Source organism: Laspinema olomoucense D3b, from assembly GCF_025370785.1.
Lineage (GTDB): Bacteria > Cyanobacteriota > Cyanobacteriia > Cyanobacteriales > Laspinemataceae > Laspinema > Laspinema olomoucense.
In genome coordinates this window covers 190419-211878 of the sequence record NZ_JAMXFA010000005.1, presented here as the reverse complement: position 1 = coordinate 211878, position 21460 = coordinate 190419, and the positions used below count along the sequence as shown (strand labels likewise).

Annotated in this window: 16 protein-coding genes and 27 tRNA genes; 7 read left to right on the top strand and 36 right to left on the bottom strand. The window is 46.8% G+C overall.

Translation table 11 applies throughout. From position 1 onward, the window contains the following. Positions 1-54: 54 nt before the first annotated feature. Positions 55-669, top strand: a complete 615-nt coding sequence (locus NG792_RS05565; protein ID WP_261234788.1) for a Uma2 family endonuclease — start codon at positions 55-57, stop codon at positions 667-669. A gap of 234 nt (positions 670-903) precedes the next feature. On the opposite strand, the gene NG792_RS05560 is transcribed toward NG792_RS05565, so the two are convergent. The 3 genes from NG792_RS05560 to NG792_RS05550 all read right to left on the bottom strand — a co-directional run bounded on the left by NG792_RS05560 (position 904) and on the right by NG792_RS05550 (position 6908). Further along, positions 904-2037, bottom strand: a complete 1134-nt coding sequence (locus NG792_RS05560) for a M14 family metallopeptidase (protein ID WP_261234787.1) — start codon at positions 2035-2037, stop codon at positions 904-906. A gap of 120 nt (positions 2038-2157) precedes the next feature. Continuing rightward, positions 2158-5136, bottom strand: coding sequence for a beta-phosphoglucomutase (gene pgmB / locus NG792_RS05555; RefSeq protein ID WP_261197459.1), 2979 nt, complete (start codon positions 5134-5136; stop codon positions 2158-2160). Between the two features lie 1040 nt (positions 5137-6176). Further along, positions 6177-6908 carry a hypothetical protein gene (locus tag NG792_RS05550; protein WP_261197458.1) on the bottom strand — a complete coding sequence of 244 codons (732 nt, stop codon included), beginning with the start codon at positions 6906-6908 and terminating at the stop codon, positions 6177-6179. 635 nt (positions 6909-7543) lie between these two features. On the opposite strand from NG792_RS05550, the gene NG792_RS05545 reads away from it, so the two are divergent. The 3 genes from NG792_RS05545 (at position 7544) to NG792_RS05535 (ending at position 9436) form a co-directional block, all read left to right on the top strand. Further along, entirely contained in the window at positions 7544-8248 is a 705-nt protein-coding gene (locus NG792_RS05545; RefSeq protein WP_261234786.1) for a hypothetical protein, read from the top strand. Positions 8249-8639: 391 nt separating this feature from the next. After that, positions 8640-8783: a hypothetical protein gene (locus tag NG792_RS05540; RefSeq protein ID WP_261234785.1), complete on the top strand. Its 144-nt coding sequence runs from the start codon at positions 8640-8642 to the stop codon at positions 8781-8783. Positions 8784-9019: 236 nt separating this feature from the next. Then, positions 9020-9436, top strand: coding sequence for a hypothetical protein (locus NG792_RS05535; protein ID WP_261234784.1), 417 nt, complete (start codon positions 9020-9022; stop codon positions 9434-9436). Between the two features lie 142 nt (positions 9437-9578). On the opposite strand, the gene NG792_RS05530 is transcribed toward NG792_RS05535, so the two are convergent. From NG792_RS05530 to NG792_RS05380, 31 genes are all read right to left on the bottom strand, one after another. Continuing rightward, complete coding sequence (locus tag NG792_RS05530) at positions 9579-9842, bottom strand: HNH endonuclease (RefSeq protein WP_261234783.1); 264 nt, start codon at positions 9840-9842, stop codon at positions 9579-9581. Positions 9843-9902: 60 nt separating this feature from the next. Continuing rightward, entirely contained in the window at positions 9903-11336 is a 1434-nt protein-coding gene (locus NG792_RS05525; RefSeq protein ID WP_261197454.1) for a vWA domain-containing protein, read from the bottom strand. Between the two features lie 273 nt (positions 11337-11609). Further along, positions 11610-11683: transfer RNA gene (locus NG792_RS05520), tRNA-Ile, on the bottom strand. Positions 11684-12229: 546 nt separating this feature from the next. Then, complete coding sequence (locus NG792_RS05515) at positions 12230-12430, bottom strand: hypothetical protein (RefSeq protein WP_261234782.1); 201 nt, start codon at positions 12428-12430, stop codon at positions 12230-12232. A gap of 385 nt (positions 12431-12815) precedes the next feature. Further along, on the bottom strand, positions 12816-13784 hold the full coding sequence (locus NG792_RS05510; RefSeq protein WP_263012717.1) for a GNAT family N-acetyltransferase: 969 nt from the start codon (positions 13782-13784) through the stop codon (positions 12816-12818). Positions 13785-13806: 22 nt separating this feature from the next. Next, positions 13807-13879 (bottom strand) — tRNA-Lys (locus tag NG792_RS05505). Positions 13880-13896: 17 nt separating this feature from the next. Beyond that, positions 13897-13982: transfer RNA gene (locus NG792_RS05500), tRNA-Ser, on the bottom strand. A gap of 62 nt (positions 13983-14044) precedes the next feature. Further along, positions 14045-14116: transfer RNA gene (locus NG792_RS05495), tRNA-Asn, on the bottom strand. A 288-nt stretch (positions 14117-14404) separates the two neighbouring features. Next, positions 14405-14478, bottom strand: a tRNA-His gene (locus NG792_RS05490). A 6-nt stretch (positions 14479-14484) separates the two neighbouring features. Next, positions 14485-14557 (bottom strand) — tRNA-Ala (locus NG792_RS05485). A 319-nt stretch (positions 14558-14876) separates the two neighbouring features. Then, positions 14877-14950 (bottom strand) — tRNA-Arg (locus NG792_RS05480). 9 nt (positions 14951-14959) lie between these two features. Then, positions 14960-15030: transfer RNA gene (locus tag NG792_RS05475), tRNA-Val, on the bottom strand. A gap of 6 nt (positions 15031-15036) precedes the next feature. Continuing rightward, positions 15037-15108 (bottom strand) — tRNA-Gly (locus NG792_RS05470). 4 nt (positions 15109-15112) lie between these two features. Further along, positions 15113-15185 (bottom strand) — tRNA-Thr (locus tag NG792_RS05465). Between the two features lie 9 nt (positions 15186-15194). Next, positions 15195-15272, bottom strand: a tRNA-Met gene (locus tag NG792_RS05460). 13 nt (positions 15273-15285) lie between these two features. Continuing rightward, positions 15286-15359 (bottom strand) — tRNA-Leu (locus tag NG792_RS05455). A gap of 178 nt (positions 15360-15537) precedes the next feature. Then, positions 15538-15611 (bottom strand) — tRNA-Leu (locus NG792_RS05450). An 8-nt stretch (positions 15612-15619) separates the two neighbouring features. Next, positions 15620-15694 (bottom strand) — tRNA-Pro (locus NG792_RS05445). Between the two features lies 1 nt (position 15695). Continuing rightward, a tRNA-Leu gene (locus NG792_RS05440) sits at positions 15696-15780 on the bottom strand. A 13-nt stretch (positions 15781-15793) separates the two neighbouring features. Next, positions 15794-15867: transfer RNA gene (locus NG792_RS05435), tRNA-Leu, on the bottom strand. A 6-nt stretch (positions 15868-15873) separates the two neighbouring features. Next, positions 15874-15949, bottom strand: a tRNA-Gln gene (locus NG792_RS05430). An 8-nt stretch (positions 15950-15957) separates the two neighbouring features. After that, positions 15958-16033, bottom strand: a tRNA-Gln gene (locus NG792_RS05425). A gap of 7 nt (positions 16034-16040) precedes the next feature. Next, positions 16041-16114 (bottom strand) — tRNA-Phe (locus NG792_RS05420). A 4-nt stretch (positions 16115-16118) separates the two neighbouring features. Further along, a tRNA-Ser gene (locus NG792_RS05415) sits at positions 16119-16208 on the bottom strand. Between the two features lie 37 nt (positions 16209-16245). Then, positions 16246-16332: transfer RNA gene (locus NG792_RS05410), tRNA-Ser, on the bottom strand. A gap of 4 nt (positions 16333-16336) precedes the next feature. After that, positions 16337-16423: transfer RNA gene (locus NG792_RS05405), tRNA-Tyr, on the bottom strand. 8 nt (positions 16424-16431) lie between these two features. Continuing rightward, positions 16432-16508 (bottom strand) — tRNA-Glu (locus NG792_RS05400). A 5-nt stretch (positions 16509-16513) separates the two neighbouring features. Then, positions 16514-16588, bottom strand: a tRNA-Trp gene (locus NG792_RS05395). Between the two features lie 3 nt (positions 16589-16591). Beyond that, positions 16592-16666: transfer RNA gene (locus tag NG792_RS05390), tRNA-Ile, on the bottom strand. A 9-nt stretch (positions 16667-16675) separates the two neighbouring features. Next, positions 16676-16750 (bottom strand) — tRNA-Glu (locus tag NG792_RS05385). A 59-nt stretch (positions 16751-16809) separates the two neighbouring features. Continuing rightward, positions 16810-16884, bottom strand: a tRNA-Asp gene (locus NG792_RS05380). 355 nt (positions 16885-17239) lie between these two features. Between NG792_RS05380 and NG792_RS05375 the strand changes: the two genes are divergently transcribed. Next, the gene (locus NG792_RS05375) at positions 17240-18034 is read left to right on the top strand and encodes a glutathione S-transferase family protein (RefSeq protein WP_317619495.1); all 795 of its coding nucleotides are present in this window, start codon (positions 17240-17242) and stop codon (positions 18032-18034) included. Positions 18035-18384: 350 nt separating this feature from the next. Then, positions 18385-19335 (top strand): IS630 family transposase, encoded by a 951-nt coding sequence (locus NG792_RS05370; protein WP_261234780.1) that lies wholly within the window; start codon positions 18385-18387, stop codon positions 19333-19335. A 68-nt stretch (positions 19336-19403) separates the two neighbouring features. Here NG792_RS05370 and NG792_RS05365 read toward each other — a convergent pair whose 3' ends face one another. Beyond that, a complete protein-coding gene (locus NG792_RS05365) occupies positions 19404-19799 on the bottom strand; it encodes an alr0857 family protein (protein ID WP_261234779.1) in 396 nt (131 codons plus the stop codon). Positions 19800-20037: 238 nt separating this feature from the next. After that, positions 20038-20586: an HNH endonuclease gene (locus NG792_RS05360; protein ID WP_261197448.1), complete on the bottom strand. Its 549-nt coding sequence runs from the start codon at positions 20584-20586 to the stop codon at positions 20038-20040. Positions 20587-21025: 439 nt separating this feature from the next. Between NG792_RS05360 and NG792_RS05355 the strand changes: the two genes are divergently transcribed. Next, positions 21026-21361, top strand: coding sequence for a hypothetical protein (locus NG792_RS05355; protein ID WP_261234778.1), 336 nt, complete (start codon positions 21026-21028; stop codon positions 21359-21361). Positions 21362-21460 lie beyond the last annotated feature (99 nt).

The window sequence follows — 21460 nt, the reverse complement described above, 5'->3', positions numbered from 1 at the left end:
GGGCGATCGCCTCCCTCAAATTCCATCCTCAAATTACCCATGAGTAAACCAACTATGACTCAGACCCTTACAAAACCCATCTCCTTTGATGAATTTGTAGCCTGGTATCCAGAAAATGCGGTTTGCAAATATGAGTTACATAACGGAAGGATTGTAGAAATGCCTCTAGGAACGGGTGCCCACTCTAATATTACCGGCTTTATCACGGGTGAACTCCATTTGGAAATCAGACGTCTAAAATTACCTTACTCTATTCCCGGTGATTGCTTGCTGAAACCCGTGGAGGATGAATCGGGTTATCAGCCTGATATTATTGTCCTCGATCGCGACCAATTAAGCAATGAACCCGGCTGGCAAAAAGACTCTATCATTACCCTCGGGAGTTCTGTGCGCCTAGTGGTAAAAGTAGTCAGCACTAATTGGCAGAATGAGTATCTAAGAAAGGCAGGAGATTATGAATTAATGGGCATACCTGAATACTGGATTGTAGACCATTTAGGCTTAGGTGCTCGGCGCTTCATTGGTAGCTCTAAATCTCCCACTATTTCCGTTTATTACATGGTAAATGGTGAGTATGAAGTCAAGCAATTCCGCGATAATGAAAGAGTTGAGTCCTTGGCTTTCCCCGAATTACAATTAACAGCAGCCCAAATTTTTAAAGCTGAATAGACAGCTTGCAAAAAAAATGGCTTCCCCCAAACCATAGGCGTTTTAAAGGGAAGCTTAAATTTGTAATTTCTGGGAGGGTTTTTATAATTGTACCCGAGGTATCAACGGGAAAATAAGCAGGTTTAAAGCCTTATTTTCTACCGATAAAAAATTTGTGGAATGTGCCTATCCCCCTTTTTCATTAAAGCTATAATACGTCAAAAATTAGGGTTAATTTTTACAAAATTTTTCAGGTTACCCCTGAAAAATGGATAAAATATAATCCCCTTGATTCGCCGAGTAGTTCATACTAATATCGGCAATTAAGCCTGATTCTACAGCAGTAATATCGATTATTTTTGGAGGTTTTCCAGTTTTGTCAAAACTTAAGAGTTGGTAAAGACAGTCGCCTGTTTTAACCACGGTTCCCAACGGCAATCGGTTTTGAATCATTCCGCCTGCGGTGGCATAATATTTCCGGATTCGGTCTTTGGTGATAAAAATCACCGAATGAAAGTTAGTTTCCGGCAGGGGAAATCCGGGAATATTCAACATCCCTTTTGTAGCCAAATAGTTTTGAATACCCAGCAATCCTTTGGCGACGGATTGCGGATTCATCTGCATTCCTGTCCCCAGTTCCAAAGTCCAGGATTCCACATCAAACTGGATGGGTTTTCCCTGTTTGGCGAAACTCTTCTCTAATGCCAGCCAAGGTTTCATCCCCGCTTCATCGAAGGCATCGCCATCATACTCGTTCATCAAAATTGCATAATCAAGCAAAAAAGCTTTAGCGCTTTCTTCTCGGGAATTGAAGCAATAGAGATAATCTAGTCCTTGATTGGTGGAACTGTGACAGTCAATGACATAGTTGGCATCTAAACTCAGAGATTGTAATTGATAGCGATATTGTTCGACAAAGGGAACGCCGCTGGTAGCGTTGATATCTTGTAGGAGTTGATGAAATTTGGTGAGAATAATCTGTCGATAATATTCTTCAATTTCTTCTGGATCAACATTAAGAAGCGAGTAGGCAAAGTCGTGAATATCGGTAGCTTCTTTTTCATAGTCCCAAAATATTCTATTCCAGTCTTTGCCATCATAGCTGTGATAGCGTCCGCTGGAAAAATGTTGCGATCGCTGATTAATTCCCAGGGGATTACAAACCGGAACCAACCAAATTTCGCCCTTGAGGGAACAGTCATCTACCCCTTGCAAAAACTCTATAAATTGATGAATTACCGCATTCCCGGCGATTTCTGCCCCATGTAAATTAGATTGGATATAGGCTTTGGGACCGGGATTTGCTCCAATAAATTTATAAACCTGGATAAATAAGCGATCGCCTGAAGCCAGTTGAACAATGGGAATTGTCTCAATAATCGGTAGCATACAACCTTGACCCTTGCACGTTTAGCGTTGAAATTTTACAACAAAAAGACACGGCAATAAAAGCCGTGTCTTTACAACGTTAATCCAATTCAAGGATTAACCCAAATTTGGGGACCTGAATTACACCAAACCGGCACCAATGGGTTTGCCGATCGCCGCTAAATCCCCAGGCCCCCCGGTGATTTGTGCGAGTTTGTCCAGCAAATCCTTCCACTGAATATACTCTAAAGAAGGCAGAACCAAATCCGCATCCTGGAAGCGTTCCACCGGACCCAATCCCACAGCCAACATTCCCGCTGCTTTCGCCGCTTCTACCCCCGAGTCAGCATCTTCAAAAACAATACATTGTGCCGGAGGAATCCCCAACAAATCCGCCGCATGAAGGAACAAATCCGGGGCGGGTTTTGAGCGCGATACACTGTATCCATCGGCGATCGCCTCAACGAGATGACCAATTCCCAGGCGTTCCACCACATTATGAGCATTTTTGCTCGATGAACCGATCGCCACCTTCATCCCTGCCGCTTGCAGTTCCATCAAAAACTCCAGTGCCCCCGGTAACAAATCCTGGGGACCAATCTCCGCCACCAAGTCAAGATAGTAACGGTTTTTGCGGTCCATCATTTCCTGCATTTGCGCTTCGGGAACTTGGCGACTGCCTAGCAACGTTAACAGAGACTCGCGACGTGCCAACCCGCGCATCGCTTCATTTGCCTCGCGATCAAAGGGGATTCCCTCCTCATCCGCTAGTTGCTTCCAGCCTAAATAATGGTATTCTGCCGTATCCGTCAGTACCCCATCCAAATCAAAAATCACCCCGCGCAACTTGTCGCGTAACGCTGTTGCAGTAATTTCCGACAAAACGGAGGGACTATCCTGCTTAATATCAAACTCATACCAGCGATCGCGCCAGGAAAGCTTGAACTTCAGACGAGTCCATCCTGGGGGTAAGTGAGGATTGGCGATCGGGCCCCGTTCTGTCAGACGAATCCCCGCAAATCCAAACACAACTGCTTGCCACACCCCTCCCGTCGAGGCAGCATGAATCCCCTCACAAGCATTACCCCGCACATCTTCTAAATCGACTAATGCAGCGCGCATGAAGTGTTGATAGGCCTCCATCGGTTGATCCAATTGTGCCGCTAAAACCGCATGGATTGCCGGACCCAGACTCGATCCATAAACGTGATCAGTCCGGGGACAGTAGTAATCCCAGTTCGCTTGCAGGGTTTGGGAATCGTAGCGATCGCCCAACAGATACAGCAACATCAACACATCCGGCTGTTTGAGAATCTGGCATTGATTCGTCGTCTCAATTCCTAAAATCGCCTGCATCGACTGCTGACGCGGTTCGTAATCCGCCAAATTCACATCTTTGAGCGCGAAAAAGCCTTCCGATTGCTCAATTAACCCCGTTTCTGTGGGGGTCGGCAGGTAAATCCGCTCAATCACCTGGTTCCAATGGGTGAGGCGTTTGGCATCGAGATCCAGTTGCTGCACCAATGCCTGCGCCTGATCCGGTGCGAAATCCTGTAACCAGTTCAATACTTTCTGCGCGGTTTCCAGATGCCATTGCATCATTCGATTGGTGAAGGTATTGTTATTGACGCGATCGTGATTTTCGTCGGGTCCAATCACGTCCCGGATCTCATAACAGTTGCGATCGCCATTCCATTCGGCGCGACTTCCCCAGAATACAGCCGTATCCAGGATTAATTCTGCGCCATAGTCTACCATCCAGCCGTCGTCCCCGGTGATTTGCCAGTAGTTCCAGACGGCATAAGCAACATCCGTGGTGATGTGCAGTTCGATGTCCCCACACCAAATTCGCACTAATTCTTTCCCTTCTGCATCCGGGACCCACCGGGGGGTGACTTCATCTCCAGTAGCTGCACTCTCCCAGGCAAACATCGCCCCTTCATACCCCGAATCTGCCGCTTTGCGACGCGCACCGGGGAGAGTATGGTAGCGATAAGTTAGGGCATTTTTGGCCACTGCCGGTTGGGTGTAGCTTAAAAAGGGCAGCAGAAAAATTTCCGTATCCCAAAAAACGTGACCCCGGTAAGCAAAACCCGATAACGTTTTTGCGGGAATGCTGACATGACTATCATGGAGGGGAGCCGCTTGCAGCAATTGGAACAGGTTATAGCGGATTGCCTGTTGCGCTTTGAGGTCCCCTTCGATGACCACATCAGATTGTTGCCAGAGGCGAGCCCAGGCGGCAGTATGTTCGTCCCGGAGGGTGTCGTAGTCTTTGAGTTGACTCAGTTTGGCGATCGCCGCCTGAGTCGGGGCCTCTGTATCCCGGGAGGTATAAATCGTCACCAATTTTTCCACCGTCACCGTTTCTCCCGGGTTGCCTTGAAAGCGGGTGGTGAGGGTTGGATAGCCCGGGGTCGTCATCGCCAACACCGGAAAAGCTTGCTGCTGGGCGTTTTTAACTGAAAGCTGGGTTGCCATTCCCAGTTCAATTCCACTATGTAACGTAGACAACTGCATCCAGACCCCATCCACTTCTGACGGGAGGAGGGAAAAGGGGAGGGAACTGCCGGATTGAGCGGTTCTGACTGGGGTTAAACCTTGATTAATCCATTTCCAATGCTTGATCCCTTGGTTGTCCGGGTGTCCATCGAGTCCCGCTTGGATTTCCACAATATCGGCGAAATCAACCGGGGTAACCGAAAGTCGGATGGCGGCGAGATGGTGTTCAGCAAGGCTGGTAAACCGCTCAAAATGGAGGTCCACAGTTTTTCCCTGGGGACTACGCCAGCGAATTTGGCGGCTGAGAATGCCGCGTCGCATATCCAGTTGCCTTTCATAGTGCAGGATTTCGCCGCGATCGAGGCTGAAGTATTCGCCACCGACAGACACCACCATCGGCAGCCAATCGGGGCAATTTGCCAGTTCCGTATGGACGATCGCGACCTTATCATACACCCCATTAATCAAGGTGGCAGGTTTTGCCCCGGGATACCCTTCCTCGAAGGTTCCACGAGTGCCCAGATACCCATTTCCGAGGGTAAAAACCGTTTCATGATGATGCGGTTCGCTCAAGGAGTCAAAGTTGCGTTCGGTGATAGTCCAATCGGTTGCGTACATCGGTATCCGCTCAGGTAATTCTACTTAACTATTCGAGGGTTCTGGCTGTAAAAACAAATCCGGGAGAGTTTCTACATCCAGGGGGCGATCGCAGATGGATCGTTGAGATGATTTTGCCCAAAATCTTCCCTACAATCTCTTCTTCTTTCTATAGAATCCCTCTCCGGATGGATGTAACTATCAAAATGCTAAAAAACTCTACAAAACGATACAAAATTACATAAAGTCAGGAAATGCTTATTCGTTTGGGAAAAATCACCGAAAATCTGCTATAATAAGCCCACTTTAAATCAAGAAACCCTGACACTAAACCTCTTGCCAAGTATCGCGGGATTTTAAGGGGTAATTCCTCGATAGATTCTCCAGAATTGCCCCTTAAAATCCCGAGATACATCCTAAACTCCGCCCCAGGCTCCTACAATTGGCCCGTCAGAAAAGCCCTTCCTAAAACTCACCAGGGCATTGCTCTCCCCTCATTCACTCCCCTGGACCCGAACCCCGGTTTATTCCCAATTTGCGGGCCGCTTGCAACAAATCTGGGACCCGAAACCGGGCTTTGGGTCCAAAAAACTTTAGGGATTAGCTGAGATTTTTTCCATAAACCCGGTTCTAACTCCCACTTTACCGAGGCGCTAGGGACGGGCGACAAATTAGATAGATTTAGGAAATTCGATTTGCAATCTAACCCGTCAATGGGGTGGTGTAGTTACAATTGGTCCCCGCAAAATAGGGGCAGTTACTCAGGGTCCAGAGAGCCGGACAAACCCTAATCTAGTCCTCAAAACCCTAGCCCTCTCCCAAAGAGTGGGCTAGGGTCTGTTAGTGAAATCCCCGCCCTGAGATTTGGGGCGGGGATTTCACTAACGGTTATTGAAAAGATAGACGATTTCTCAACGCCATTTAATCCAGGATGTAGAGCAGGATTATTATAGGGAATACTATATCTGGGAACTCTGAAATGTTAGTCGATTCCCTCGGTAACCGGGGAATGAGAGTGGCTTTCTTTAGGGCCTCATTCCGGGTGAAAAGCTTGCCGGGGATTAATTCTGCTTCGCCGTAGAGAGGTGGCGCAGTTGTGTGGCATAAACCGAGTCCTCCCGTAGTCGCCGATCGCGCTTCACTTCTTGACGCTCCACAGCGATCGCCTTAACTTCCTGATGAGGACGCATATCCCACCTTCTTTCAAAAAAGAGTACCAAAGTACCCGTCATAATCAAACCTGTAACCAGATATTGCCATCCACTGCACGCCGGTAAAATAGCTATCCCCACAAAATGAAATCCTGCCGCTAAAAAGGTACTGCGCGATCGCAATGCCCATGCGGTTCCCACATAACCCAGTCCACATAATGCCAACCATAAGGGACACAGACGAATCAAAATATCTCCCCAACCATAAACAATACTGGCGTCAGTTAAAATCGTTCCCCCCACCATCAGGAATACCCACCAATAAATTGTCCAGCGTACTTCTTCTACCGTCACCCAAAACCAGCTTAAGTAGCACATGAGGGCAGTCGCTACCAGGGTGAACACCGACCAAGCGATCGCTTGCGTTGTCCAACTAATGGGGAAAAATTGGGCAGTGAAAAAGATAGCTGCCGTCACCAATGCCCAAACCATCATACTTTGATCAATTCGGGTATAAAATTGCTTAAAAATAGTCCGCTCTCCAATCTTCCAGCGGATTCGCCATAATCCTTTGCAATCCTGAATGGTACTCGGATCGGGTTTTTTGGAAAAAATCGCTTGGTTGGTCGGAAAAAAACTCATGTCACACTCTCTGTTAAACGTTGATTAGTTTTATAGTTCAACGTTAACAAGTTTGAGAGTTGTCTTACATCACCAATTTGGTGTCAATCCTCGAATTTATGATAAAGTGATTCAAGATATATCTGTGGGTATATCCTCGGAATAGGTAAAACTATGCTTTGATGATTTAGTCCCAACTTGTGGCTATGAAAAGAGTCCTCAATTATTAATAATTTTTTATATGAAACTCCTTCAAACCCAATGTTAGTGGCTCTTGTAGGAGTTTAGGACCGGGCTAATTACCCCCAACTTAAGCCGATGATGCCCGACCCGTAACCCCAGAAAATTTCCGGAACAGTTTCTACCATTATGCAAATCCTGGATAGAGCAACCCTAAGTATAAAGCCTCTAAACTGGGCAAAAATCTAACTGGGGGTAGACCCTGGGAGATCTTGACTCCATTGCCTCAATTTCCATCTGGGGATATAGAAGCCTCCAGAGTCCGCAGATGCCACTCATCAGGTAGGGCCGCCCTCAGAAAATCTATCTTGGGATGGCGATCGCCGTGACTAAACGCGGACACTGATGCAATAATGCAACTTGTGGCAAATCATGCCGATGCTCACTCAAAGGTTAAATCCAAACTCTAGGTAAAAATGCCAGCCGATCGCGAGATGAACCGTGACCCCAACCCCAGCAACCCCCCCCAAGCCACCGGAACCCTAGAATCCCGGCTGATTGTGCTGGTGCCTATCTTAGTCGGCGTCACCGTCGTATTATCTGCATGGCGAATGTTACTGGGGGTCGCCGTGATCTCCGGATTGGGATGGGCGTGGAAACAGTATCAAGAAAAGGAACAACAGCGACTCTCTAAGCTCAATGCCCTGTTTTATCAATTAATCCAGGATAACCAGGGACGTCTAACCGCCCTAGACTTTGCCATGCATGGGGACATTTCTGGGACTGAAGCCCAAGAATATTTAGAAGAACGGGCGCGGGAGTTCGCCGCAGGATATGAAATCACCGATAATGGGGGCATGGTTTACTGTTTTTCCAGTATTAAATTGCCGGAACGCTACCAAACCATCGATGTCGCCAGCGTCCCGGCTATGGCGGAACCCGAACCCCCCAAAGCCGTTGCCCCGAAAAAGCGCCGGATCGTGTTGCCCCCGCCGATGAATCAGACGGAACTGGCAACCCGGTTGGGGGTGCATCCGACGACGGTGAGTAAAAATAAGAACAAACCCGAATTTCTGGACTGGAGTCGGGAGAAAGACCCGGCAGGATTTGCCTGGACTTATGCACCGGCAACTAAGCAGTTTTTTGCCATCGAGTCCGAGGGCGATCGTAAATCTAAGTGAGGCGAGTTTATGAATGTGAGAGATATACAAAATGTAGGTAAAGCCGTAAATTGCCTCGGCCCCGGTTTGATTTTGCCTTCCGTCCTGGGCCGCAGCGCCATAACCCGCCTCTTCGGCCCCGGCGGCTGGGCCTCGGCAAAATTTTCTTTAACTCCCCCGAACTTTTTGCGATGACTATGCGTCTTAATTATATTTTACCTATAATAGCGCCTCTAAATTCCCAATCGCTTAGCAAAAAATTAATCAAAAAGGGATTGACATCTACCCGAACTTTGTGTCATAAAATATGTAACTCTCAAATTTTATCAATTGAGAGACATAAACTCAGGGCAAGCATATATACTAAAGCCGAGTAAAATCGGTTAATTTGAAGCCGTCGCGTAATTTCCTAATGGAAAAACTTGCGGGCAGTCCCCATCGGGGAAAGAGACTTCAGCGATCACCGGGTCTAAAAAATCGGGCGATCGCCTCGGGACTGATCCATCACGAGGCAATCAGATTATCTCCCAAATCCCAACTCTCATCACCGTCGTAAAGGCCGCTAATACTAGGGAGAATCAACCCTTTATCTAGGGTCCCGCAACACGGGTTTAATGTTAGATCAGGCTACCAACCTGTTGCCCGATACCGGCTGGATAGAAGTAATTCGAGCAAAGGATTGTAATCGCTTATGGGGCGATCGCCTCCCCTAGGCTATCCAATCCTTTGTGACTTGCACTCTTAGACTTCACTATTTTCACACCCAACTCATTTTCCTAAAGGAATCAAACAATGTTGAACCATTCAGTTCGTAAAATGTTAGCCGTGGCTTTGGTCTCAGTTCCCGTCATTTGGTCCGGAGCAACCTACACCGCGCAAGCTCAAGATGCTCAGGATATAGAATTTAAACTCGCTCAAGTTGGCGAGGATATAGAATTTACACTGATTAATAACTTCGAGAGTCGCAGCTTAACGCACTTTTACGTTTCCCCTAGTGAGTCCGAGGACTGGGGACCCGATATTTTGGGTGAAGGAGTTGTAGTCGAGCCAGGAGACTTCACAACCGTCACCATTTATGATGGCGCACTTACCTGCAACTATGACTTAAAAGCTACCTTTGGACCGGGTGAAGATGTTGGGGCAGGGGATATTTACCAAACGAATATAAACGTTTGTGAAATGAGTTCATATACTTATTTTGAAAATTAGGAGAGTCTTGCACTTCCTCTCCCACAAAAGTTAATCTTTAGAGCCTAAAACTTCTAAAGATTAACTTGACATGGCGATCGGGAGTTTTGCAGGGATTGTCCAATTACCCAAGGGACTGGGAGGATCGGGCGCGCTAAAATAATTAGGCGCGATGCACCTTAATCTTTTTCTCGGGCTTTTGCTTCCTCACCCAAGCCAGAAATTTCTTCATTTGGGGTTCTTCCTGGAGTTTTTCCACCGTATTAAGTTCCTTCGCCAGTTGAGCATTATCAAAGAGTGCATGAACCTGACGGTGACAGGCTGAACAAATATCAACCCTCGGCCCTTTTGCTCCATCTTTTTGTTTCGGAATCAGGTGGTGAACCGTGAGGTTCTCCATCTCTCGTTGGCAGAGTCCACACTGCATAGGATTTAAGGGAGAATAGGTATAAATAAGCTGGATGCGCCGTAGCGCATCCGACTTCCTTTATTTATTTTGACGCACCGGCAGGGGAGTGTCCATAATCTCCATCAGCAAATCCAGGCGCGAGGGACGAGACAGCAAGGGGACGAGATTCGGCAGGGAATAGTAATCTCCGGCAAAGGTGAAGGTTTCCACCGGCACTTGCTTTTGCTTGAGTTGGGTTTCTACCCAATTGGAGAAACTTCCCACACGGACGATGATGACATTCGGCATCACCGCAAATTCGCGAGAGTAGGTTTGATAAACATCGGCGAAATGGGGATGACCATTCTCACCTTCATCGGTGACGAGGATGATTTGGTCCACAACCTGCTTTTTCCGACGCATGGCTTCTAAGGCACAACCGATACTGGTGCCGCCACCTGCCTTAATCCCATCGAAAGCACGTTCCCAGTCGCTTAATTCACTGCCTTGCGCAGTAACTGGGTAAGGCATGGTATCGAAGGCGTAGACATAGAGTTCCGCTTCGGAAATCCCGGAAATCATGGCAGCTAGACGCTTACCCAGATCGATCGCCGAGTTCATTGAACCGGATTTGTCTACCAGCAATCCTGTGGGTTTGCTGATTTTCCCGCGCTTTTTGACTTGTTCGTTAGTAATTTGTTCTAGCTGTGCGGTGGTATCAGCATCCAGGTTAGCAGCATCGGCAGCGACTCGCGCTTTGTAGGCAGAGACGCGATCGCTTGTTTGTGCTTGTTGTAATTTTCCCTCAATCAACGCTTTGACATCGGGATGATCCATCGCACCTCGTGCTTGCAGGGATTTCAGGTTATTGATCACTTCCTGCGCCGACATGGAGTTAATTAGTGCGACTAAGACAGTGGGGGTTAACTGTTGAACGGCACCAATTGCGATCGGATAGGGGATATTATGTTCTACAATCAGCGCCGCTTGTTCTGCCGGATTGGGTGATTTTGCCAATTGCTTCAGGATATAGGCGAGAGAATCCTGGGGGGGTTTGTTTTTAAACAACACCGCATCGGCGCGATCGCTCGGTTTGATATGCAAGCTGGCATACAGATGTTTCATGGCACTGCGGTTACGAAGTGCGGCGCGATCAAAGAATCTGGCATTTTTTTCGCGATCGCGTAGGTATTGCGTCACTGCCGTCCGTGAGGAACGGGGTACTTTTCCCCGATGCTGCTTCATAAAGTCTACAACCCGTCCCACTTGATATGGAGGAAACTCTTGCAGCATCACGAAACCCGCTTCCCGATGTGCAGTTAAGGGACTGGTGAGTAAATGTCCTACAAATACTTCTTTATGATCGCGGACATCTCCATTTTTGCTATACCAAACCCCCAAATGACCATAAAAAATCGGGTCTAGTTCCACCATTAGCTGATGTAATTCGGCCACATCTTCCAGTTTGCGGTGTGGGGTTGTTAGCAAACTATTCAGCATTTCCAGTCTTAAATCCCGTTCGGCTGCATTCATGAACGTCCTCCTTTTGTCTAAATGATTTTTTTTAATGAGCTTTAAATGATGTAAGATTTAACAAAAAAAAGAACACTTCGCGCAAGTTTGAAAAGCCGTTGTTTATACATGGGAGTTGAACCCACAAACCCTTACGGGTACTTGATTTTGAATCAAGCGCTTTACCAGTAGCAAGTATGTAAGCTTTTGCAGTTAGGGCGCGAAGTGCGTGGATACTACAAGCCGGATGAAACCCGAAAAATTTAACCACCTCGTACAAGTCCAGAAAGCCGTTGGTTCATACGCAGGAATCGAACCTGCTGGGGTTACTTTATCAGAGTAATGCTCCACCAGTGAGCAAGTATGTAAGCTTTCTGAGTAGGGGTACGAAGTGCCTGATATTAAAACAGTTTTGAAAGGGAGAAAATTAAAACACTTCACGCAAGTCAAAAAAGCCGTTATTTCATACGCAGGAATCGAACCTGCTAAGGTTACTTCCATAAAGTAATGCCCTACCAGTGAGCAAGTATGTAAGCTTTTTAAGTTAGGGCGCGAAGTGCCGGGGTACACAAAACAGTGGAACACGGAAAAATTTAAACACCTCGTACAAGTCCAGAAAGCCGTTGCGTCATTCACAGGGATCGAACCTGCTGCATTTACTTGATGAGAGTAAAGCGTTACCAAAGTATGTAAGCTTTCTGCGTTGGGATACGAAGTGCCTGGATATTAAAAGGGTGTTGAACCGCAGAAAATTAAAACACTTCGCGCAAGTCAAGAAAGCCGTTGGTTCATACGCAGGAATCGAACCTGCTAGTGTTACTTACAGGAAGTAATGCCCTACCAGTGAGCAAGTATGTAAGCTTTGTAAGTTAGGGCGCGAAGTGCTAATTGTTATCAAATCTAGGAGGTGGAGTTTAACCGTAAACGGCTTCTGGGCGAACGATTAAATCACCGGAAGGGCGCCGATCGCAAACGTAATCATTGAAGCGATCGCTACTCACCTCAAAGTGACGGGCAAGCTGTTGTTTTATGGCTGTATCGGTCATGGATTCTGTAATGCCTATTTGAGTTTCAGTGACGTCGTAAGAACGACCTTCAAAACGAATGTGAACCATTTTATTTTCTCCTTGTTCTACAAAAAACAACGCCGTTCTAAATAATAAACTACCATGATAGAGTGACAAATTTGCTCCCCCGGATAAACAGTTCTTGCGTTAATTTCGTTGGACTGATTTGGAGTTGTGGTTAACTGCTTCTGCTGAGTTTGCGGCTGAGAATTTTGCCAACTCAGGGGAAGCAGTTTCAGGTATAAAAACAAGGAAATACCTCAATCTGTTTCAAAAAAATCTTTTAATTGCTTTGGGTTAAACGCCCCGGTATTATTGAGTTTTTAAGGGGGAAACTAGAGAAATATGATTGAGTTTTTTTCTGGACTCTCTTTAATGTAACATTCGTGCTACGACTTGTCAAGCGGATAGTAAAAAAAATTAATTTGCTAATTTAAAGACTCTCCAGTGCTTTAAATAGCGATATCTTTGTGAAAGATTTGCCAAATCCGACAGATTCATAAAGTTTCAAAGCGCCAGTGGGGCTTTGGGCATCCACACTCAATAGAATAGTTTCAACCCCGGCAGCTTGTAACTGCTGCATCCCCGCTAATAAAAGCGCCCGTCCGATGCCTTGATTGCGGAAGCCCCGACGGGTTCCTAGGACAGTAATCCAGCCTTCATTTCGTCCAGTCTGGCGATTTTTTTCATCATAAATTGTACAATAACAAAAACCGGCAAATTGCCCATCAGGACAGACGGCTACTAAGTCGAAGGCGGGCCGATAAGGAAGATTGGCTAATTCATGATCCAGGCGATCGCGAGTTAAGGGGTGAAAATTCCAATGGTCAATAAAACTCTGGTTATACAGTTCAACCCAAGCATCGCCATTCTTTTGCTGTTCCCCAATCTGCACAGTAAATTCAGAGGGGAACTGAGGAGTGGGTATGGGTTCAGACGCGACTCGTTCCATGCGGAAAAAATAGCGATTGATGGCGAATCCACAGCTTTCTAAAAACCGAATGCGATCGCCATCGGATTCCCGGGTTCCCGATCGCAAACTCACCGGCACACCACACTCCCGACTCACTTCCTGCATTCGCGTCTCACCCCATGCTACAATTTCCCGTTCCAGGGTTCCGCCTCGGAACATCGGATGTACCCGAAACCAGAGGAACCCATCCCGAACTTCACCAGATTCAGGAATCCACAGTTGGGCGAATGCTATCAGCGTCCCCTCCGAAGTTTCCCAGAGGCGAAGATTGCGATCGCGATCGACGTCAGGTGCTTCAATTTCTTGGCGCAGTTCCGCGATCGAACTCCCTTCATCCAGGCAATCCACCGCCTCACAAGCATGAATCAAATCGGCGATCGGCTCTAAATCAGTTTCTCCAGTATAGGAACGTTTAGTTAAAGTGATCATCACTGTTTACCTCTTTAAATAAAGGGTGGTAGAGGAGTTGAACCTCTCTTGATCCGATTAAAAGTCGGATGCATCAACCGATCTGCCAACCACCCATTTTATACCAGATCACCGGAAGCTGGAGGAGTCGAACCCCTACGGATTTCCACCGTACCCCAGTTTTCAAGGCTGGTTGCCGTCCCATCAGCAGCAGCTTCCATCAATCCCGACTTAAACTATTTCATCACAACGTTACCTCTCACTTAAATAAAACTCCGAAACTCCTCGACTTGGACTCGAACCAAGAACCCTCCGGTTAACAGCCGGACGCTCCACCATTGAGCTACCGAGGAATAATCTCTCACTTTAAAGTGATGCGCGAGGCATCTCACAGGCAAGAGAAAGCCCCTTTGGATGGAGTCGAACCACCCACACCGATGTTCGTAGCATCAGGTCCAGATCCGCTGGCAAAGGGAAATCCACCAGGGAGGTACTGCCCCTCCTAACCCCGTGTTATCAGCACGGTGCCTCACTTTTAGGCTTCAGGTGGGTGGTGGAAGATGGAGGAATCGAACCCCTACAGTGACCCGTACTCTGGCTTTCGAGACCAGTTGCCGTCCATTCAGCAGCATCTTCCGCAGGGTGTCTGACGGGACTTGAACCCGCTAGGACTGGCTTCACAAACCAGCGTCTGGACCGCTTGGACTTCAGACACCATCAGTGGATCCGGCGGGGGTCGAACCCGCAACCTCTTCTTTGCAAGAGAAGCGTTCTCCCATTGGAACTACAGACCCAGATTCAGTAGACAATTGACCTAAGTGAGGCGATCGCGTTTGGTCGTGCAAGTGCGAGGAGCATTTTGCGCTTTCTCAGTTACTAGAGGGACTCCGCCGATGGGTTGTTACACACTCTTTAAAGGATGGCTACTTTTAAGCCCACCTCTCGGGTTCTTCGTATTCCTCGTTCTCACGCGCCCACAGTTATTTCGTGGCACTTTTCCTCTCGTACTCAAGTATGTAAGCTCCAAAAATTAGGTCACGCTTAGACGCGATCGCCGAAAGTTAAACCATTTGAATTTCAGAAGATAATCCCTCCTTTTTAAGTGAATAAAAACAAGAGTGGTAGGACTCGAACCTACATAAACCGATTTAGAAGATCGGGACTTTTTCCAATTAAGTTACACTCTCTTTTATAGGTGGTCCTAGTCAGATTTGAACTGACAACATCTTGCTTGTAAGGCAAGCGCTCTACCGTTGAGCTATAGGACTCCAAAAGCGGATGATGGGATTTGAACCCATGCACTGAGACTGGCAGACTCAGATGCTTACCACTACATCACACCCGCAACAAGCTGGTGACAGGAATTGAACCTGCAACCCATCGCTTACAAGGCGATCGCTCTGCCAATTGAGCCACACCAGCATTAAGAATTGGTGGCAGGGGCAAGATTTGAACTTGCTGATGTTCAGTTTATGAGACTGACGAGCCAACCATTGCTCCATCCCTGCATAAATCACCAAAATACCCCTGACTGGACTCGAACCAGTATCCACTAGATCCTTAGTCTAGTGCCTCTTCCAATTGGGCTACAGGGGCGAATTTTAGACCTCTTGCAAAATACTGGATTGCTCCCTTGTTCCCCCTTGAGATCCCCCTCCCGTCCCCCTTAAAAAGGGGGAGGCTAGAGGAATAAATGTTTAACTCTTGGGGGGCGTGAAAGAATGTTGCAAGAAGTATATTAAACCAGGCCATCAGTTGGGTGAATTAAACCCAATACCCCTGACAGGACTCGAACCTGTAAAACACTCGGTCTGAGCGAGCGACGGTTTCCAATTACGTCACAGGGGCAAAAAAAATCGGGATGGTAGGATTTGAACCCACGACTCCTTGGCCCCAAACCAAGGCTTCTAAAACCGCTGAATTACATCCCGTTGGTACTCCTGGTGGGACTCGAACCCACACTTTTTAAAAAAACAGATTTTAAGTCTGCCGCGTCTACCGATTCCGCCACAGGAGTGAGAGAACCAAGGTACTCCCGGTGAGACTCGAACTCACAATAAATCGCTTTTGAGGCGATCGCGTTTTCCAATTACGCCACAGGAGCAAAAATTGGATGCCCCGCCAGGGTTCGAACCTGGACTCTTCTGGGTCAAATCCAGAAATGTTCCCAATTACACCACAGGGCATTGTGATATGGATGCCTGGGTTGGGGTCGAACCAACCTCTCTATGATTCAGAGTCACAGCGACTTGCCAATCGTCCACCAGGCAATACCAGCCCCCCAGGTCGGCTTCGATCCGACGACCTCCTGTTCTTCAGACAGGCGCTACTACCAACTGAGCTACCGGGGGATAAAGGAGAGAGAGGGATTTGAACCCTCGTCGGATTTGTTCAATCCGATCGGTCTTTCCAAGACCGCGCCATCAGCCTCTCGGCCATCTCTCCAGGTTGGGTGTCATGCACCCAGGTTATACAAAAAAGGCGGAGAGGGAGGGAGTCGAACCCTCGACGGTCATTAAACCGCTCTTTCTTAGCAGGAAAGCGCCTTAAGCCACTCGGCCACCTCTCCAGAATGGGCCGGGAGGGACTCGAACCCCCATGTTCAGCACAATAGCACTTAATTTACAGTCAAGCTCCTTCACCAATTTGGATACCAGCCCATACAATGTGGCAGTGCCGACGGGATTTGAACCCGCAGATGCTGACTTGAAAGGTCAGTGGCTTTACCGATTTGCCTACGGCACCATAGTTGGCGCAGGGACTGAGATTTGAACTCAGATCAACGGTTTTGGAGACCGTCATGTTAGCCGTTACACTATCCCCACGTTTGGTCGCAGCAGCAGGATTTGAACCTGCATCAACCCAGTTATGAGCTGGGTACTTTACCATTAAGTTACACTGCGAGATTGATTTGGTAGCCTCAACGGGAATTGAACCCGTATCCCAGCCTTGAAAGGACTTTATCCTAACCATTAGACGATGAGGCCATATCCATTACAATCGAGTTTTTTCTTAGGGGTTTTTTCCAAATTTAATCCCTGCTGAACGGGAGTGACGGGACTCGAACCCGCGACGACTTGTTCGACAGACAAGTGCTCTACGCTAACTGAGCTACACCCCCATGAAATCAGCAGTGGATTACATGGAATTTGGAAAAGTTCGGCGGTTGATAGGGTGGGAATAATTCAAGGGAATGATTCCCACCCATTGAGTCCGCCATTGTTTCCATTTTCATTAAATGGCCCTTTAATTATTTAGTTTTCAAGGTTCGATGGGGGCGTTTGGGTAGAGCGTTTTGCCCTGTTCCTCTCGCCTCATATTTATATACTACATACATACTACAAAACTGTCAAGGGGTTTTGGAAAAATTTTTGAGTTTTTTTTGAAGCATCCTTGTAAAGCTTGCTATATAAGAGTTTTCTCGATAATTAAGCGGAAAGGATTGCCCCAAATTAACATACTACAACAAGAAGGGAGTGAAGTATGGACTGGCTCCCAATGGGCCAGGAGGAACGGCCCTTACCATCTTGGGTCGAGTTGCGCTGACTCTGTTGTGGTATTGGACCCAAAGGCGGGTAAAATTAGGAGGGTATTGTAAAAAAAATCAAGCCATGTTGAAGCTATACTACAACCGCATTTCTTTTAACTCTAGCCGGGTCTGGATATCCTTATTAGAAAAAGGGCTATCGTTTGAGTTGGTCCCGATGAAACTTAATGGCGATCAGTTCCAACCGGAGTTTCTAGCACTCAATCCGTTTCACCAAATTCCGGTTTTGGAAGATGACGGATTTGTAATGGTGGAGTCTTTGGCAATTTTGGATTACTTAGAGGTAAAATATCCCACTCCTTCTTTACTGCCCTCGGATCCCCAGATGTTAGGGACTGTGAAAATGATAGAAATTTTGACCTTAACTCAGATGATGCCACCGATGCGGCCCTTGATGATGCATTCGATGGGGTTTTCCCAAGAAACTCCGGAAAAATTGCAGGAAGCTAAACAGAATATTGACCAGGTGTTACGCTTTTTTGAAAGTAAATTAGTCGATCGCCTATATTTTGGGGATGAACAGTTGACCCTGGCGGATATTGTTGCCGGAACTGCCATTCCGTTTTTGCCGAGTCTGGGATTACCCCTGGAAGATTATCCTCGGTTGAAAGATTGGTGCGATCGCCTGATGACCCGCGAGAGTTGGCAACAAACCCAACCCACCGAGAAAGAAATTACAGAATTTAAAACCCAACTCAAAATTCTGCTCTCTCAGCGCCGATAAGAAGATTAAGTGGGGATTTATTTGCTCAGGTAAAAGTTATAACCTTTCTCTTGTGGGTCAAGTCCATAAAGGCTCCCCCTAAATCCCCTTAAAAAGGGGGACTTTCCAGGTTCCCCCCTTTTTAAGGGGGGCTAGGGGGGATCTTTCATGAACTTCCTGAATGTGAAAATTGCTATATATCAATTGTGTGGATGTGGTGATCCCAGCAGCTAGAGAGTTATATTCAAGAGTGGGCAAATAAGGATGGCGATCGCCTAACTGAATGAAACCCAGAAAGATTATAGCGGTTCCCGGACTCATGAGGTACAATACATAGGAGAACTGACTCATCTTAACCATCCGAATTTATCATGAAACCCTACTCTCTAGACTTTCGGCAAAAAATCGTACAAATCTATGAGGAAGAAAAATTATCAATGCAAAAAGTAGCTGACCGATTTGGCGTCGCTAAAAGTTTTGTGCAAAAAATCCTCAAGCAATTTAAAGAAACGGGTGATTTGGCCCCTAAACCTCAAGGGGGAAATACTGCCCCTAAACTCGGAAGTCAAGAAATAGTAATTTTGATAGAACTCCTTGAAAATAATAATGATGCTACATTGCAAGAGCTTTGTGATTTGCTTGAAGAAAAAACGGGAGTAAAAGTCAGTACATCTACTTTAGATAGAGTCATTAAAAAGCTCAACTACACTTGTAAAAAAAAGACCCTTTATGCCGAAGAAAAATATAAAGAAGAAGTTCAAAAAAAGCGAGTGGAGTTTTGGGAGAAAATTCGAGATATTCCTTATGAGGACTTGATTTTCATAGATGAATCCGGAGTAGACTTAGCCTTAATTAAAACCCAAGCCCGAGCTATTAAAGGGCAAAGAGCTAGAGGCCCAAAGCCACAAAAAAGAGGAAAACGAGTATCTTTGTTGAGCGCTTTATCTCTCGAAAAACTCGTGGCTTCAACCAACATATATGGAACAACAAATCAAATTACATTTGAAGCTTTTATTGTGACAAAGCTTGTTCCTAATCTATGGAAAAATGCTTGTGTAGTTATGGATAATGCCAGCATTCACAAGAGCCAAATGGTTGAAGAAGCTATCCAAGAAGTGGGAGCAAAGCTTATCTATCTCTCTCCTTATTCTCCGGAATTTTCTCCGATTGAAAATTTTGGGTCTAAAGTTAAAGAAATTCTCAAAAAATTTCAAGCGAGAACCTATGAAGATTTAGTTATTGGGATTACCGAAGCAATGCGGCAAGTCACTCAACAAGATATTCGCAATTGGTTTGCTCATTGCTGCTACTGTACCTCATGAGTCCGGGAACCGCTATAGCTCACCCCGAATGAACCCAGGGCTTTCAAATCACCCTGGGTTCATGGGCTTTAATCAACTTCCTTAAGCAGGGAAACTCCTGCCTTTGCTTCCTCAGAACATTTGAGTATATAAAACTCAGCCCGATCGCTCAAGGCGGTGACAAAAACCCCAAAATCGTTCTGGGAATCCGTAGAGATCCAAGTCCCGCGTAGGCTGACTTCCACATACTCGCTATCGGCAACGCAGATCGAAATCATGTCGCCTGGATCGTTTAATGCCTCAGCTTCCAGAAATTTTAGTCCAGGTAAATCGGCAGGCAGTAAAAACGACGCGCTAGAGGGTGCGATCGCCATGCTTTCACCCACTCGCATCGCCACGACGGCACGGGTCGCCACGACTTCCTCAATGGAGTCAGGCAAACGCTCTAGGTTAAAGCCGGTTTCAGTATAAATGAACTTCAGCATTGCCAGTGATCTCTCGTCTTTGTGAGTTATTCTTGCTTCGCCCTTGAGTGAGAGTCTGAGTTGCCCGAACTTATGTGATTTACAGAAAAGGGCGTATAGGTGCTTAGGAATTGTGAAACATCAAAAATTTATTGAACGATTGGCAATTCCCCATCTCAGATTCACTCCGTCTAACCGCTTCCCGTGAGCTTTTCTCTCAAAAATGTGTACAAATTGTACATCAAATCGCCGGTTGATCTCACTCGTAGCCCTTCAAATCGCTCCAGAATTGTTCTGCAAACGAGATGGCTGGGTGGATGGGGGCCTTGAGTTTGCTTTTGAGGGACATTCCAGCTTCCATCGGAGTGCGATCGCCCTTGCGAGAATTGCAACTCATGCAAGCGGTTACGACATTATCCCAACTATGACTCCCGCCTCGGGATTTAGGCAAGACATGATCCAGGGTTAAATGTTTGGTACTGCCGCAGTATTGACAGGCATGGTGGTCCCGTTTGAGGACTTCCCGACGGTTGACCGGAGGCACCTTCCAAATCCGTTCAGTCCCTGTAATGGTTAGGCGGATATGGTCCGGAACCATCACCACCTGAGAAGGCGATCGCACCTCATACATTCTCGGGGTTTCCAGACCCAAGTCATAGCTATTGCTGCCGTCGCTTAATTCCAAGGGTTCGGCCTTGCCTGCAATTAACAGGACAATTGCTCGTTTAATGTTGACTCGGCTAATCGGTAAGTAGTTTTTAGAAAACACCACCACCGATTTTGTTAATACGTCACTTATGCTATTCACGACTCGACTCCTTAAAAAAAACAGCCCCCACTTCCTGATTTAGGGGAAGCGGGGGCTGAAAAAACTCTTATTATTAGGGTCTTCTCGTCCTAGATGGATACGGCACTTGATGCCTATCCCTCCCGCTTCTGCTATGAATATTTGGCCATGCTGATAGCTGACCTAACGTGGATTTAAACTCCTCGCTCATCTCAAAATCTTGGTCCGCATTCCTATCATACTCACCCCGCCCGATGGACACCAAAGCTATAGCCGATGTCATGAGGCGATCGCCTGCATCAACATCACGGCCCAAGCCATTGGCATACAGTCCAGTGATTGTAGGAAGGAGGGGTAAAAAGTTCACGGTTAGATTTTTTGAAAGCAAGGACTTGAATTCTTCACCAAACATACTACACTAATATTACAGAGAATGTAAACCCTCCAGAGGAAAAAAGTTATGTCTGCGATTACTCGAACACCCACCACCGAAATGGAAGTCACCAGCATCCGCCTAGAGAGATCTCTGAAAGAAAGCCTCAAAGCCATTTCTGGCAATCAAGGATACCAAGCCTTGATTCGAGACGTGCTCTGGAATTACGTCCAGCAAAAATCAGGAGAGTATCGACCTTCATTTTCCCGAGACGATATTCGCGCCAGTTTAGATGCAACAGCCCAACGGGAGGAACGGTGTGTCCTCACCGGCAAACTCATTCGACCGCAAGAACCCATGTTATTAGGCTTAACCACCGGCGGCGATATGGTGCCGCTGAGTATAGAGAGTATGGTTGGCTAGTCGAATTTAGGGAATTTTTGGTTCAACATTTAGAGGCGATCGCATTTAATTGGCGATCGCCTCTGTCGTTACTTCAAGTCCAATAAATTTAATAGCTGT

Excerpts from the sequence above, each read along its gene's own strand:
- NG792_RS05565 (WP_261234788.1), top strand. The coding sequence starts at position 55 with ATGACTCAGACCCTTACAAAACCCATCTCCTTTGATGAATTTGTAGCC.
- NG792_RS05560 (WP_261234787.1), bottom strand. The coding sequence starts at position 2,037 with ATGCTACCGATTATTGAGACAATTCCCATTGTTCAACTGGCTTCAGGC.
- pgmB (WP_261197459.1), bottom strand. The coding sequence starts at position 5,136 with ATGTACGCAACCGATTGGACTATCACCGAACGCAACTTTGACTCCTTG.
- NG792_RS05550 (WP_261197458.1), bottom strand. The coding sequence starts at position 6,908 with ATGAGTTTTTTTCCGACCAACCAAGCGATTTTTTCCAAAAAACCCGAT.
- NG792_RS05545 (WP_261234786.1), top strand. The coding sequence starts at position 7,544 with ATGCCAGCCGATCGCGAGATGAACCGTGACCCCAACCCCAGCAACCCC.
- NG792_RS05540 (WP_261234785.1), top strand. The coding sequence starts at position 8,640 with ATGGAAAAACTTGCGGGCAGTCCCCATCGGGGAAAGAGACTTCAGCGA.
- NG792_RS05535 (WP_261234784.1), top strand. The coding sequence starts at position 9,020 with ATGTTGAACCATTCAGTTCGTAAAATGTTAGCCGTGGCTTTGGTCTCA.
- NG792_RS05530 (WP_261234783.1), bottom strand. The coding sequence starts at position 9,842 with ATGCAGTGTGGACTCTGCCAACGAGAGATGGAGAACCTCACGGTTCAC.
- NG792_RS05525 (WP_261197454.1), bottom strand. The coding sequence starts at position 11,336 with ATGAATGCAGCCGAACGGGATTTAAGACTGGAAATGCTGAATAGTTTG.
- NG792_RS05515 (WP_261234782.1), bottom strand. The coding sequence starts at position 12,430 with ATGGTTCACATTCGTTTTGAAGGTCGTTCTTACGACGTCACTGAAACT.
- NG792_RS05510 (WP_263012717.1), bottom strand. The coding sequence starts at position 13,784 with ATGATCACTTTAACTAAACGTTCCTATACTGGAGAAACTGATTTAGAG.
- NG792_RS05370 (WP_261234780.1), top strand. The coding sequence starts at position 18,385 with ATGAAACCCTACTCTCTAGACTTTCGGCAAAAAATCGTACAAATCTAT.
- NG792_RS05365 (WP_261234779.1), bottom strand. The coding sequence starts at position 19,799 with ATGCTGAAGTTCATTTATACTGAAACCGGCTTTAACCTAGAGCGTTTG.
- NG792_RS05355 (WP_261234778.1), top strand. The coding sequence starts at position 21,026 with ATGTCTGCGATTACTCGAACACCCACCACCGAAATGGAAGTCACCAGC.